This is a genomic window from Psychroserpens mesophilus, from assembly GCF_050617655.1.
GTDB lineage: Bacteria > Bacteroidota > Bacteroidia > Flavobacteriales > Flavobacteriaceae > Psychroserpens > Psychroserpens mesophilus_A.
In genome coordinates, this window is the sequence record NZ_JBODQC010000008.1 from 25448 (window position 1) to 38543 (window position 13096).

The window sequence follows — 13096 nt, forward strand, 5'->3', positions numbered from 1 at the left end:
TATAAAAATTACATGAAAATCACTATTTTTTATAATTTCTTTAACTTTTTAACTTAAATCTTACTCGTTTTTAGTAGAATCTTTCTTTTTAGAATTACCCTTTAAAAGATTATCGAAAATTCCTTTTACGCCTTCCTTGATTGGATCTTTAGCTTTGGTGCTATCCGTTTTGGTAGAAGTTGAATCTTGAGGTGTTTCATTTTTGTTACCGCCAAAAAGTCCACCTAAAGCATCTTTAATTTGATCTTTTCCTTTTCCAATCAATTTTTGTTTTTCAATTTCGATGAGTTGTTTAGTAAGGTTGGAAACACCACTGGTTAAATCTGTTTTAATATTCGGACTTGTATAACTACCTGTGATGTTTGCAGTTACAGGAATGGTAATTGCATTCACTTCATTGTCATTTATTTTTCCTATTAAGCGGTTAACATCACTACCTAAATATTTTGCAGGTACATTAAACACAGCGTTATAATCTAATGTTTTATCAAAACCATGAGAGCCTGAAACCTGAATGCCAATATCTTTATATTTTAAATCGAAAGGTTTTACATTTACTTTGCCATTAGCAAATTCAAGATTTGCTTTTAGGTCTTTTAAATCCAGCTTACTAAAGTCTACAAAACTTAAAGCGCCTTCAAGCTTGCTTAAAACAGTGCCTTCTTTTGGGTCTATGTTGGTCGTTAATAATTCAGCAAACGCGTTACCTGTAACTGTACTGAGGTTAGGAGAAAATTCATTATCTAAAGTCCCTTGAAGATTTATAGTTGTGTTTAACTTTCCTTGTAAGGCTTTTGCAATTGGTGCTAAATTTTGAAGCAAATCTAAGCCTTTAAAAGATTTAGCAATATCAAATCCGTCAGCTCCAAGGTTAAGATTGAAAACAGGTGTGTCTGTTTTGGTAGACACCTTTCCAGTTATTGCCACAAGACCGTCAAATAAATTACTGGTCATATTCTGAAGATTAGCCTCTTGGTCTTTTATAGATAATGTTCCTTTTACATTATTTAATATCAGATTGTCATAAACTACAGTTTTAGCATTGGCATCGATGGTACAGTCTAAGAAATCAGGAATTTTAAGAGATTCAGCGTCTGATGTGGTTTTGTTTGATGCATCTGAAACGGATTCGTCTTCAACCATAAAATCGCTAAGGACAAAATTATCAGAGTTCACGTCGAAGTTTCCTTGTAATTTTTTATCGCTTAATAAAAATCCAAGCAGATTTTTAATATTCCCTGTAGCTGAAAAATCACTGGTACCTGTTCTAGCGTTAAAACTATTAAGTTTAACATTACCAGGATTAAATGTTACATCAGCTTTATTGATTTGAATCGGATTTACGATGTCTTCCGAAGAAAACACAAAATCTGTTATACTGGCTGAACCATTATTCTTAATACGAGTAAACGCATTGGTTTCAATAGCATTCATATCAAACTGAGTGTTGAGTTTTGCTTTTAAAATTCCACTAAGTTGCTTGTCGAAATCAATAGGGTAAGCTTTGGTTAGGTTTTCAAGATTAAGTGTACCGTCTATATCTGCATTAACAAATAGGTTTTTAGTTAGATTCATTAATTTAGCAGACGCTTTAAACACATCATTATCAATTTTGAAATTGAGTGTTTTAATGTCTACATAAGTGTCATCTGCTAAACCCGTTTCGTTTTTAATAGCTGTATCAATTGTAATATTACTCACGCGTTTAGGTAAATCAGGATACTTAAAAGACGCGTTATTAGACGTAATATGAATGTCTAAAGTTGGAATGGTCTCATCAGTGATTTTACCTTTTATTATTCCACTTACTTTAAAATCTCCCGAAGTATCAACAGATTCAATGTTTTTAGAATAGGTTTCAGGGATAATAGCTAAAAAGTCTTTAAAAGATGATCCAGGATTTTCAAAAGTAATATCAATGTCTTGACCTTCTTCAATTAACTGAATATAACCCTTAAACTCTAAAGGTAATTGGTTGATGTAAGCTTTGTTATCTTTAAAAGTATATTTTTGATTGTTTAAGTCTAATCCAATTAAAGCATCTAGTTTTATAGAATTGTTGTTAAGATATTTAGTGCTATCCATACTCAAACTCAAGTTAGTTGTGGTTTTGGTATCGAGTTCTGAATTTTCGATAGAGAAGGTTCCATGACCAGAATGGTTTAATTCTGTTAGATAGAGTTCTATGTTTGAAATGGCATCTAAATACGTAATTGCGCTATTGTTAATATTGTAGTCTTCAATATCGAAAGAAAAGCTATTGCTGCTGCCTTCTGTTTGCGCTGAAGCGTTATCATTTTCTTTCGTGATATCGTAATTGTTATTTCCCAGTGCATCAGTTTTAAGGGTTAATAAAGCTTCACTAACATTTATAGAGTTCACAACAATAGGTTCTTCACTGGAGGTCTTGAAAAGTTCATTAACCGACATGGTGAACGAAATGTTTTTTGCCGTTGCGAATGTTTCGCCTTCAAAGGGTTTAAAATTAGTAATCACCAGATCATCGACTTCGACATGAGCCTGAGGAAAACTACGAATTAGGCTTAAACTCACATCGCTAAATTCAACTTGTGCATTAAGGTTTTGGTTGATAAAACGCTTCACGATATCTTTTATTTGTGACTGAAATGCAAAAGGGATTACCAGTAAAAGGAAAAAAATAATGAGTAGAGTTATACCTATAATTTTGAGTGCTTTTTTCATAAAATAATATCTGTACTAATTTGAGTGTAAATATATACGATGCGTGATTTACTTTAGCCCAATCTATATTAAAGTTTAGTAAAACTTTAACCCATTTGGTTAGAATAATGTCTGTTTAGAGAAGTTGAATTTCGTCGTTAACTTTTAAATTGAAACGCTTTCTGAAAAGAAAGACACCTAAATATAAAAAAGGAGTGTCCAATGCAGCCACTAAAACTTTGAATAAAAAGCCACTTAAAAGTAAGCCTTTAAAGTTTTCCCATGGAATAATACCAAATGCGCTCAATAGTGTTAAGATGGTAAATGTATCTACAAACTGAGAACACCAGGTTGAAAAATTATTTCTCAGCCACAAGTGTTTCCCTTTTGTCAGACGCTTCCAAAAGTGATAAATTTGAATGTCTACAAATTGTGCAAATAAATAGGTAATCATACTGGCAAAAACAGCTATTGCTGAATTACCAAATACATTTGAAAACGTTTCGTCATCAACATAGGACCATGACGTTGCTGGCATATAACTTGATACCAGAATAATTAACAACGAAAATACCGAAGCAAAAATACCAGCAATCACCACCTGGTTTGCTCGTTTTTTTCCATAGATTTCACTTATTAAGTCTGTAATTAAAAACGTAATAGGGTATGGTAAAATACCAACAGATATTTCAAACAACTTCACACCAAAAATTTCCACATTAAAAGGGTACCAATAAAAAAACTTTTGAAATATCAGATTAGAAACCACTAAAGACGTAATAAACAGTGCAGCCAGGAACAAATAGATTTTCTGGGCAGCAAGTTTGTCTTTTAAGGTCATAAATTGTGAATAAATACTTGCTGTAAATATAAGATAAAACGGATTTCTTTTCATTATTTTGGCAATCATTATGAATCCACCTAACCACGTTTACATAGCTCTTGGAAGTAATAAAGGCGACAGACTCAAACATCTGCAAAACGCTGTTGACTTGATTTTTAAAGAAATAGGGAAGGTGACGATTATCGCTAAAGTCTATAATACACCAGCTTTCGGATTTGAGGGTAATGATTTTTTAAATACCTGTCTGTATGTAGAAACTGATTTTTCTGCAGAAGATGTTTTAAACAAGCTGTTGCAAATAGAAACTAAATTAGGACGTACTAGAACAACTTCTGAAACCTATGAATCAAGAACGATTGATTTAGATATCTTGTTGTATAATGATGAGGTTATTAACTCAAAACACCTAAAAGTACCACATCCTGAATTACAAAACCGAAAGTTTGTTTTGTATCCTTTACATGATATTGCTTCTAAGTTAAAGCATCCGGTTTTAAAGAAAACTATTGCTGAGTTATCTAAAGCTTGTCAGGACAAAAGTGACATTGAGGCTATTAAGATTTGGTTGAAGAATCCAACCAAGCAGTTTAATTTTTCTAATCAGAATTATATTGCTATTGAAGGAAATATTGGTGCAGGTAAAACAAGTTTAGCACATAAAATTGCACACGATTTTAATGCGAAACTTATTTTAGAGCGTTTTGCTGATAATCCGTTTTTACCAAAATTTTATGAAGAACCACAACGCTATGCCTTTACTTTAGAAATGTCTTTTCTTGCCGATCGTTATCAGCAAATTAGTGATGATTTATCGCAATTAGATTTGTTTAAAGACTTTATGGTAAGTGATTATGATATTTATAAATCGCTCATTTTTTCAAAAATCACCTTACCTGAAGATGAGTTTAAACTTTACAGAAAGTTGTTTTATTTAATGTATAAAGACATTGCTAAGCCTGATTTATATGTGTACCTCTATCAAAATACCGAGCGTTTGCAGGAAAACATAAAAAAAAGAGGTCGTGATTATGAGCAAAATATTGATAATGACTATCTGGAAAAAATCAACTCAGGTTATTTAGAGTTTTTGAAAAATCAATCAGAATTAAATGTAAAAATTATTGATGTTTCTGAAAAAGATTTTGTGAAATACAGAAGCGATTATTTATGGTTGCTCAACGAAATTTGTAATGCATGATGAAGCATCATATTGGCACTATTAAAAACCGATTGGTTGTTGGGATGAAAACCAAAGCATCTGTTTTAACTATAAGTGAGACAACAAAACAATTAGCACAATTGTTTATGCCGAGACGACATGAAGTAACTTCTAGAATAGGTCAGCATGTGTTCTCCATTCAAAATTATGGTCAGGATTATAACCCTTCTGAAGTGCATTCAGAATTTGAAAAATGGGTTGGTGTTGAGGTTGAAAATTTCAATATTGTTCCTGAAAGTATGGACTCAATTGTCATTCCATCTGGAACCTATGCGGTGTTTCATTTTAAAGGTTCAGTTTCAGAGTTTCCAAAAAGTCGAGCTTACATTTTTCAGGAATGGTTACCGAATTCAGAATATCAACTCGACCAAAAAGTACATTTTGAAATTTTAAGTGAAAATTACAGCACTGACTTTCAGAATATTGAGGAAGATATTTGGATTCCTGTTAAGAAGAAATGAGTATGAGCTGACAGGTATTTCGTTTAATCAATCCAAATGGCTTTCCCATTTTCTCCATTCATTGGAGGCAATCCCTTTCGGCCATTAATATGCCAAAATATATAACCTTTCTTGTACTCAGATATTCGTCCAGCTTCGTATTCTTTATTTATGAGCGTTGTGATTTCTTCAAAATGTTGTTTCGGAGCATGAACAAATAAAAAATAGGCTTTTGACCTATAAACATCTAATCTTTTATTATTTGGAAAACCATATTGTTTAGTGAGATTAATTAATAGCCTACTATTTAAGCTGTCATTTTGTTTTAATACAGACCAAATACTATCAATTTGTTTGTTATAGTCTTCAAGTTTATTACCCAAACGTTCCTGACCTTCAAAATGTCGTTTCATCATAAAACCGTCTTCTAATCCATACAAAGAATCAATTTTGCCAAAACCGTGTCTCACGCCTTGATCTAATTCATACATAGAATCAATGACTCTTTTGAGGTATGTTTTTTCTGAACCTGTTAAGTCATAAGATTTGACTTTTTCATTACAAGAACTCATGTTTAAGAATAAAAAGAATAGTAAACTTAAGGTCTTTAGTTTAGAAAACACATCCCAAATCACAACACCACAGCTTACCGAAATATTTAAAGAGTGTTTGGTTCCAAATTGAGGAATTTCAATCACGACATCACTGGCATCAACTACATTTTGAGCAACGCCTTTTACTTCGTTTCCAAAGACTAAAGCATAAGTTGTGTTGGGTTGAGGTGTAAAGTTGTGAAGTAGTGTTGCGTTTTCAGCTTGCTCAATACTAACCACTTTTATGCCTTCAGTTTTCAATTTTTTAACTAACTCAATAGTGTTTTCAACGTATTCCCAATCGACGGTTTCTGTACTTCCCAAAGCTGTTTTTCTAATGTCATTGTGAGGAGGTGTTGCTGTTATTCCGCAGAGGTAAATCTTTTTAATTAAGAAGGCATCACTTGTTCTAAATACCGAACCAATATTATTAAGGCTTCTAATGTTATCAAGAATAATTATGACAGGTGTTTTTTCAGCAGACTTAAATTCATCTACGTTCAATCGGTCAAGTTCGCTGTTTTTTAGTTTTCTCATGTTAAAATCGTCTTACTGCCATTACGAGAACGAAGGATGTGGCAATCTCCTTTAGTGGTTGTTAAAATCTAGTCGTAATTGTAGATAACTTATAAAGTTACCATTTCTTAAAACTTCAAATTATAAGTACTTTAGCAGTCTTACAATGTTCACAAAAATACATAAAACCATTGGCTAAAAAAGTAAAAAAGGAAACACCATTAATGAAACAGTACAATGCTATTAAGGCAAAGTATCCTGATGCATTATTATTGTTTAGAGTTGGCGATTTTTATGAAACCTTTGGAAGTGATGCTGTAAAAGCTTCAAAAATATTAGATATCATTTTAACTAAACGAGGTGCAGGAAGTGAAACTGAAACCGAATTGGCAGGCTTTCCTCATCATTCTTTAAATACCTATTTGCCTAAACTGGTAAAAGCAGGTTGTCGTGTCGCCATTTGTGATCAATTGGAAGACCCAAAGCAAACCAAGACCATTGTTAAGCGAGGTGTTACCGAACTGGTTACTCCTGGAGTTGCTCTAAATGATGATATCTTACATTCAAAGTCAAATAACTTTTTAGCCTCTGTGTATTTTGGTTTGCATGCCGTTGGTGTGTCTTTTTTAGATGTGTCTACAGGTGAGTTTTTTATATCACAAGGTGATGAAGAGTATATCGATAAACTTCTTCAAAATTTCAAACCCAGTGAGGTATTAGTCTCCAAGCCAAATAAATTAAAATACAATGCGGCTTTTGGCAACGATTTTCATGCCTTTTATATAGAAGATTGGGTGTATCAAGATGATTACGCTAATGAAACGTTATTAAAACATTTTAAAACCAAATCATTAAAAGGTTTTGGTATTGAAGATTTATACGAAGGCATTGTAGCTTCAGGCGCAATTTTACATTATTTAAGTGAGACACAACATCATAAGTTACAACATATTGCCTCTATACAACGCTTAACAAAAGGCGAACATGTTTGGATGGATCGCTTCACCATTAAAAATCTGGAGTTATATCAATCTACCAATCAAAATGCAGTGACTTTGGTAGATGTCATTGATAAAACTATTTCACCAATGGGTGGACGCTTACTTAAACGATGGCTAGCGTTTCCATTAGTAAATATTGAAGCCATAAATCAACGTCATGATGTGGTTGAATATCTGAATAAAGATGCAACCTTATTAAGTAAGTTTCAGCATCAACTAAAGCAAATAGGAGATATTGAACGCTTAATTTCAAAAGTGGCTACAGCTAAAATTTGTCCGAGAGAAGTCGTTCAGCTTAAAAATGCTTTGGAAGCTATAGTTCCAATTAAAGCATTAGCAAGTCAATCTAAAAATAAGGCATTACACTTTTTAGGAGAACAAATGGATGCTTGCGAAATGCTGCGCGAACGGATTAAAGCGACTTTAAATGAAGAGGCACCAGTTAATATTTTAAAAGGACATACGATTTCTTCTGATTTTTCTACTGAATTGAAAGAGCTTAGAGAACTTTCAGCTTCAGGCAAAGACTATTTAGATAACATGTTACAGCGCGAAAGTGAGCGTACTGGAATTACGTCACTAAAGATTGCATCTAATAACGTGTTTGGTTATTATATTGAAGTGCGTCATACGCATAAAGATAAAGTTCCGGAAGAGTGGATTAGAAAACAAACTCTGGTAAGTGCAGAACGCTACATTACAGAAGAACTTAAAGAATACGAAACGAAAATTTTAGGCGCTGAAGAACGTATTTTAGCTATCGAGCAACAATTGTTTGCAGAGTTAATCAACTGGATGACACAGTATATAAAACCAGTTCAGAAAAATTCAGCGCTTATTGCGCAACTAGACTGTTTATGCGGATTTTCAAAATTGGCCACAGAACACAATTATGCCAGACCAGAGCTTACAGAAGGTTTTGAGTTAGATGTTAAAAACGGACGACACCCAGTAATTGAAAAACAATTGCCACATGGTGAACCTTATATTGCCAACGATGTCTATCTCGATCGTGAGAAGCAGCAAATCATTATGATTACTGGTCCGAACATGTCTGGTAAATCTGCTATTTTGCGTCAAACAGCATTGATTGTTTTACTGGCTCAAATGGGAAGTTTTGTTCCTGCCGAAACAGCAACGATTGGATTAACCGACAAAATATTTACCAGAGTTGGAGCCAGTGATAATATTTCTATGGGAGAATCGACCTTTATGGTAGAAATGAATGAAACTGCTTCGATTTTGAACAACATATCAGATAGGAGTTTGGTCTTACTTGATGAAATTGGTCGAGGAACAAGCACTTATGATGGGATTTCAATTGCCTGGGCAATTAGTGAATATTTACACGAACATCCAAGTAGAGCTAAGACTCTGTTTGCAACCCACTATCATGAGTTAAACGAAATGTCTGAAACTTTTGAGCGTATCAAAAATTTCAATGTATCTGTAAAAGAGTTAAAAGATAATGTATTGTTTCTAAGAAAACTCGTCGAAGGCGGAAGTGAGCATAGCTTCGGAATTCATGTCGCAAAAATGGCAGGAATGCCTCAGCAGGTAATTCATCGTGCGAATAAAATTTTAAAGCAACTTGAAAAATCACATTCAAGTGAAGAATTGACAGATAAGGTTAAAACGCTCAATGATGATATGCAATTGAGTTTTTTCAATCTGGATGACCCTCTTTTAGAGCAGATTAAAGATGAAATTGTCAATATAGATATCGATACGTTAACACCTGTGGAAGCATTAATGAAGCTCAATGAAATAAAGCGTATGTTGCTGAAAAAGAAACATGCATAAAAATATCTGAGTTTTTTTTTAAAAAGGCTTTGCTTTTCTGATAAAAGTCTTAAATTTGCCCTCGCAATAACAAAGAACGTTCTTATACATTGCTCATGCGAAAGTAGCTCAGGGGTAGAGCATCACCTTGCCAAGGTGAGGGTCGCGGGTTCAAATCCCGTCTTTCGCTCTACGCTTAAAAATATACCAATTTAGTCAGTCGAGACTAAAACGCTGAAGTGGTGGAATTGGTAGACACGTTGGACTTAAAATCCAATGTCCGTTTAGGACGTACGGGTTCAAGTCCCGTCTTCAGTACTGAAAGAAAGCCAGAATTTTAATTCTGGCTTTCTTTATTTTTATAGAAAGATATAAGTTAATTCAAATTAAAAAAAGCTCTGATATCAACATCAGAGCTTTTTTGATTATATATATTATGCTGTTGCAGCTAACCTGTTTTTCTGCCTATATTCGCTAGGAGAACAATTGTACATGTCTTTGAATATGTGTGAAAAATAACTTCTGCTAGATAAGCCTAAAGTGTACACGATTTCCGAAATGTTTAAATCCGTTGTTTTGATTAAATCTTCTGATTTTTTAACTCGAACATATCGTATGTATTCGTTTAAAGTTTTGCCGTGCATTAGTTTGAATCCTTCCTGAACTTTAACAGGACTTAAACCTATTTTAGCACATAGTGCATTTACACCAATATTAGTTTCGGGATAATTATTGATATAATCAGATAATTCTTTAATGTCACTGATTTCAGATTTAGTTAATGTTCCAAAAGCGTCTTGATTCTTTTGAACATCTAATTTGTGCTGCTCTACTTCTAAGGCTAGAATTAAGTTAATTAAACCTTCTGTGAGAAGTAATTTAACAACTCCTTCCTGCTTTATAGCATTTAATTGTTTTATATATTCGGTGATTTTTAAATTATAAGATCCTAAATGCAGATAATCTTCTTTTTTGTCTTTCAAAAATGTTTCATACAGCATTGCATTTGATGAACATATCGTTGCATCTTGCATAAATGTATTTACAGATATAATAGTAGCATTAGTTTGAATGCCCTTATAAAAACACAGTGTATTTGATTCTGTTACGATATTAGCTGAAATTCCCGTTTGAAAAGTTTCTAAGGTATGTTTTGGAGTCTGTTCTCCAAAAGCATGAGATAATTTACCCTTGTTACAGTATAGAAAGTTTATAATTGAGTTTTTTGAACCTTCAATTTTAAGGTGAATGTCAGTATTAAACTCTGCATCAAATTCTAAAAAAGTAATGTTATTTGGCATTTTAATACCTTTCACTATTCCATGTCCGAAGTCACCATTAAAGATTAATTCGTACTCATTTAATTTCGATGTTAGCGTACCTCCTAATTCATTTTTAAGGTTGCTAAATAATGATACTGTTGTATTTACTTTTAAGTCTATTGTTTTCATGAGATTCTTGTATTGGTTATTATTTGTAATTAATTCTTACTATAATTTTGAAATGATTTTATTTTCAAAATTATTTGGGAATACTAAAATTCCAGGATAAGTTTTTCTGACTATTGCTCTTGAAAATTTTTTTCCAACTCTCGCTAAGTGGTTTTGCGATTTTATTAGCATCTGAATTTATAGTCTGAATATTTATCAATTAATTTTCTTGATAACAAAGTAACTACATAACTCCTCTTAATGCGTTATACAATTATTTGATAATGTTGTATAATTATATTTTTGGGTATGGAATATCTGATAAACAGGAGTTTTCAAACACAAATGATTACGAACGTGCAATTAGAATACAATTCAAACTGGTGATTGAGCAGGCTTATTAAAAATCTAATTGAGAATTTAATATGCTTTTATGAGAATAACTATTAAATAGTCTGAACAGTTATTTTATCTTATAAAGAAGAATAATCATTAGGAGAACTAATACAAGTAGCAGATGTATCATTTGACCAAAAGCAAAGATGAAAAAACAAATAGCCCAAATGATAATAAGCAGTACGGTTAAGATGGATAAGAAAGTCTTCAAAAGGGAAATTTTATGTAGTATTCGAATCTTAATCCTAGCAATTCAGAATAAGAAAAAACTAAAAATTGTAGGTGTATTCTATTCTATGTTTAATGTTGTACCTAACAAATATGCTTTATACAATGTAGACGCTGTTATATAATTTTAAGAATATGTTATATAATTTCAGTATTTGGTAAAAAATAAAGGTGTTATTTTAAGAAGGGAAGATAGATTTCAAAAGTTGCACCTTTATTGGGAACTCCTTTGGCTATGATAACTCCATTATGGTTTTCAACAATTTTTTTACAAATTGAGAGTCCGATACCTGTTCCAGAATATTCACTTTTACCATGCAAGCGTTTAAACAAGACAAATATTTTATCAGCATAAGCCTGATCAAAACCAATACCATTGTCCTCAAAAGAAATCATGTGATGGTATTTATATAATGAAAACTTCAAATATTCAATTTGATTTGACTTGACTTCCTTATAATTGATACGAATTTTAGGTCTTGTTTCGTTACGTCTGTATTTTATTGAATTGTTCAAAAGATTTATAAACAACTGTTGTATTTGAAATGGAATCACTTCCATTGGAGGTAGGTCATCACTTTTTATACTTACGTTATGTTCAATTATTAAATCTGAAAGTTCATGCTTTGCATGTTCTAATAACATGTTCATGTTGGTCTCTACAAATTGTTGTTCAGAGTTACTGGTTCTTGAGTATTGAAGCAGGTCGTCAATTAATAAACGCATTCTAGATGATGACGACTTGATTTTTTCGATATAGGATTTCCCGCTTTCAGACAAGTTATCATTATCTTTCATCTCCAGACGCGATATGAATGTCTGAATTTTACGAAGAGGTTCTTGTAAATCATGACTTGCCACATAATTAAATGTAGATAGTTCTTTATTATTTCGTTCTAATTCTTGATTTCGTTTCTGTATGGTTTCGTAATTATGAACTTCATCAGTAATGTCTGTAGTGGTACCCAGTATTTGCTTATAGCCATCTTCACTAATTAATAATTTCCCATATGATTTTAAATGTTTTATGTCACCATTTTTATGAACAACTCTAAAACTAACATAAGGTAATTCCTCTTCTTCCATCATTTTTTCAACATGTTTAGATAGACGTTCTTTATCGTCTTCATGTACATAAGAGAAAAAAGTATCTAGCTTTGGTTCAAAACTCTTGGGTTCTTCTCCTAATAATCTATACAGGTTGTCTGAATATTCGAATATGTTGTCATCAACATACCAAGTCCATGTGCCATGTTTGCTTACAATTTCAGCTAAATTGCTGGAAGCTTTAAAAATCTCTAATTCTTCATTGGTTTCTTTTAAAGATTTTATGTCGCCATGTATTTTTGCATAGGCAAGTAGTAACAAAATAAGCGTTAGAATTAAAATTGAATAGAGTATGATTGGTGTAATTCCTAGTAACTTCTCATTTTCTAATTGTCTTGTTTCTAGCAATTTATTTTCTAAGGCAATCATTTCTCTGATTTTCTTTTTTATCAAGTCTCGATTTTCCTTATTTTCTCTAAATACAGCTCTAAATTCTTTAGAATTAATATCTTTTGACTTTGCAATCTCAATGGTTTCAGTCATTAAATTAAGTTCATTTATGACATCAAAACTCAATGACATTATACTTTCCTGCTGCACAGGATTATCAACAGTTAAATTTTTTATTCTGGCTAAGTCGTGAGGTATTCTCTCATGTAGTGATAAAAATGTTTTAAAAAAAAGAGAATCTTTTGAAATCAAATAATCCCTCTGACTTAAATCAGCGTAACGTATACGAGAAAACATACGTTCTAGCTCAATACTAACATCGTATGTATGTTGTACCATCGCATTGGTTTCAGAGAGTACTTTTATGTGTCTATAAGTAAAACCACCAATGCATAAGATTATGAATAGTCCTAAGCCAAATACAACTTTTAGAAAAACATAAGGATTAATTGCTGGTTTCATAACTGG

General features: G+C 32.3%; 8 protein-coding genes, 2 tRNA genes and 1 pseudogene. 5 read left to right on the top strand and 6 right to left on the bottom strand.

Annotated features, from left to right (window positions below; genetic code table 11):
- Nucleotides 1–60: 60 nt before the first annotated feature.
- Both ACRHNM_RS13065 and ACRHNM_RS13070 read right to left on the bottom strand, forming a co-directional pair.
- Nucleotides 61–2703, bottom strand: a complete 2643-nt coding sequence (locus ACRHNM_RS13065) for an AsmA-like C-terminal region-containing protein (protein WP_431137090.1) — start codon at nt 2701–2703, stop codon at nt 61–63.
- A 115-nt stretch (nt 2704–2818) separates the two neighbouring features.
- The gene (locus ACRHNM_RS13070; RefSeq protein WP_431137188.1) at nt 2819–3523 is read right to left on the bottom strand and encodes a queuosine precursor transporter; all 705 of its coding nucleotides are present in this window, start codon (nt 3521–3523) and stop codon (nt 2819–2821) included.
- 70 nt (nt 3524–3593) lie between these two features.
- Between ACRHNM_RS13070 and folK the strand changes: the two genes are divergently transcribed.
- Nucleotides 3594–4724 carry a 2-amino-4-hydroxy-6-hydroxymethyldihydropteridine diphosphokinase gene (gene folK / locus ACRHNM_RS13075; protein WP_431137091.1) on the top strand — a complete coding sequence of 377 codons (1131 nt, stop codon included), beginning with the start codon at nt 3594–3596 and terminating at the stop codon, nt 4722–4724.
- The gene (locus ACRHNM_RS13080) at nt 4721–5206 is read left to right on the top strand and encodes a GyrI-like domain-containing protein (RefSeq protein WP_431137092.1); all 486 of its coding nucleotides are present in this window, start codon (nt 4721–4723) and stop codon (nt 5204–5206) included. The genes folK and ACRHNM_RS13080 overlap by 4 nt, the downstream gene beginning before the upstream one ends.
- A 584-nt stretch (nt 5207–5790) precedes the next feature.
- On the opposite strand, the pseudogene ACRHNM_RS13085 reads toward ACRHNM_RS13080, so the two are convergent.
- Nucleotides 5791–6315, bottom strand: a pseudogene (locus ACRHNM_RS13085) (RNA methyltransferase); the annotation flags it as partial.
- 170 nt (nt 6316–6485) lie between these two features.
- On the opposite strand from ACRHNM_RS13085, the gene mutS reads away from it, so the two are divergent.
- From mutS to ACRHNM_RS13100, 3 genes are all read left to right on the top strand, one after another.
- A complete protein-coding gene (gene mutS, locus ACRHNM_RS13090; RefSeq protein WP_431137093.1) occupies nt 6486–9098 on the top strand; it encodes a DNA mismatch repair protein MutS in 2613 nt (870 codons plus the stop codon).
- A gap of 97 nt (nt 9099–9195) precedes the next feature.
- Nucleotides 9196–9267 (top strand) — tRNA-Gly (locus ACRHNM_RS13095).
- Nucleotides 9268–9310: 43 nt separating this feature from the next.
- Nucleotides 9311–9395 (top strand) — tRNA-Leu (locus ACRHNM_RS13100).
- Nucleotides 9396–9511: 116 nt separating this feature from the next.
- Here the strand turns inward: ACRHNM_RS13100 and ACRHNM_RS13105 are convergent.
- The 3 genes from ACRHNM_RS13105 to ACRHNM_RS13115 form a co-directional block, all read right to left on the bottom strand.
- The gene (locus tag ACRHNM_RS13105; protein WP_431137094.1) at nt 9512–10528 is read right to left on the bottom strand and encodes a helix-turn-helix domain-containing protein; all 1017 of its coding nucleotides are present in this window, start codon (nt 10526–10528) and stop codon (nt 9512–9514) included.
- 442 nt (nt 10529–10970) lie between these two features.
- Complete coding sequence (locus ACRHNM_RS13110; protein WP_431137095.1) at nt 10971–11114, bottom strand: DUF5670 family protein; 144 nt, start codon at nt 11112–11114, stop codon at nt 10971–10973.
- A gap of 191 nt (nt 11115–11305) precedes the next feature.
- Entirely contained in the window at nt 11306–13090 is a 1785-nt protein-coding gene (locus tag ACRHNM_RS13115) for a CHASE3 domain-containing protein (protein ID WP_431137096.1), read from the bottom strand.
- Nucleotides 13091–13096: the final 6 nt, after the last annotated feature.

What these genes read in the sequence shown, in the direction of transcription:
- ACRHNM_RS13065 (WP_431137090.1), bottom strand. Translation starts at nt 2,703, where the DNA reads ATGAAAAAAGCACTCAAAATTATAGGTATAACTCTACTCATTATTTTT.
- ACRHNM_RS13070 (WP_431137188.1), bottom strand. Translation starts at nt 3,523, where the DNA reads ATGACCTTAAAAGACAAACTTGCTGCCCAGAAAATCTATTTGTTCCTG.
- folK (WP_431137091.1), top strand. Translation starts at nt 3,594, where the DNA reads ATGAATCCACCTAACCACGTTTACATAGCTCTTGGAAGTAATAAAGGC.
- ACRHNM_RS13080 (WP_431137092.1), top strand. Translation starts at nt 4,721, where the DNA reads ATGATGAAGCATCATATTGGCACTATTAAAAACCGATTGGTTGTTGGG.
- ACRHNM_RS13105 (WP_431137094.1), bottom strand. Translation starts at nt 10,528, where the DNA reads ATGAAAACAATAGACTTAAAAGTAAATACAACAGTATCATTATTTAGC.
- ACRHNM_RS13115 (WP_431137096.1), bottom strand. Translation starts at nt 13,090, where the DNA reads ATGAAACCAGCAATTAATCCTTATGTTTTTCTAAAAGTTGTATTTGGC.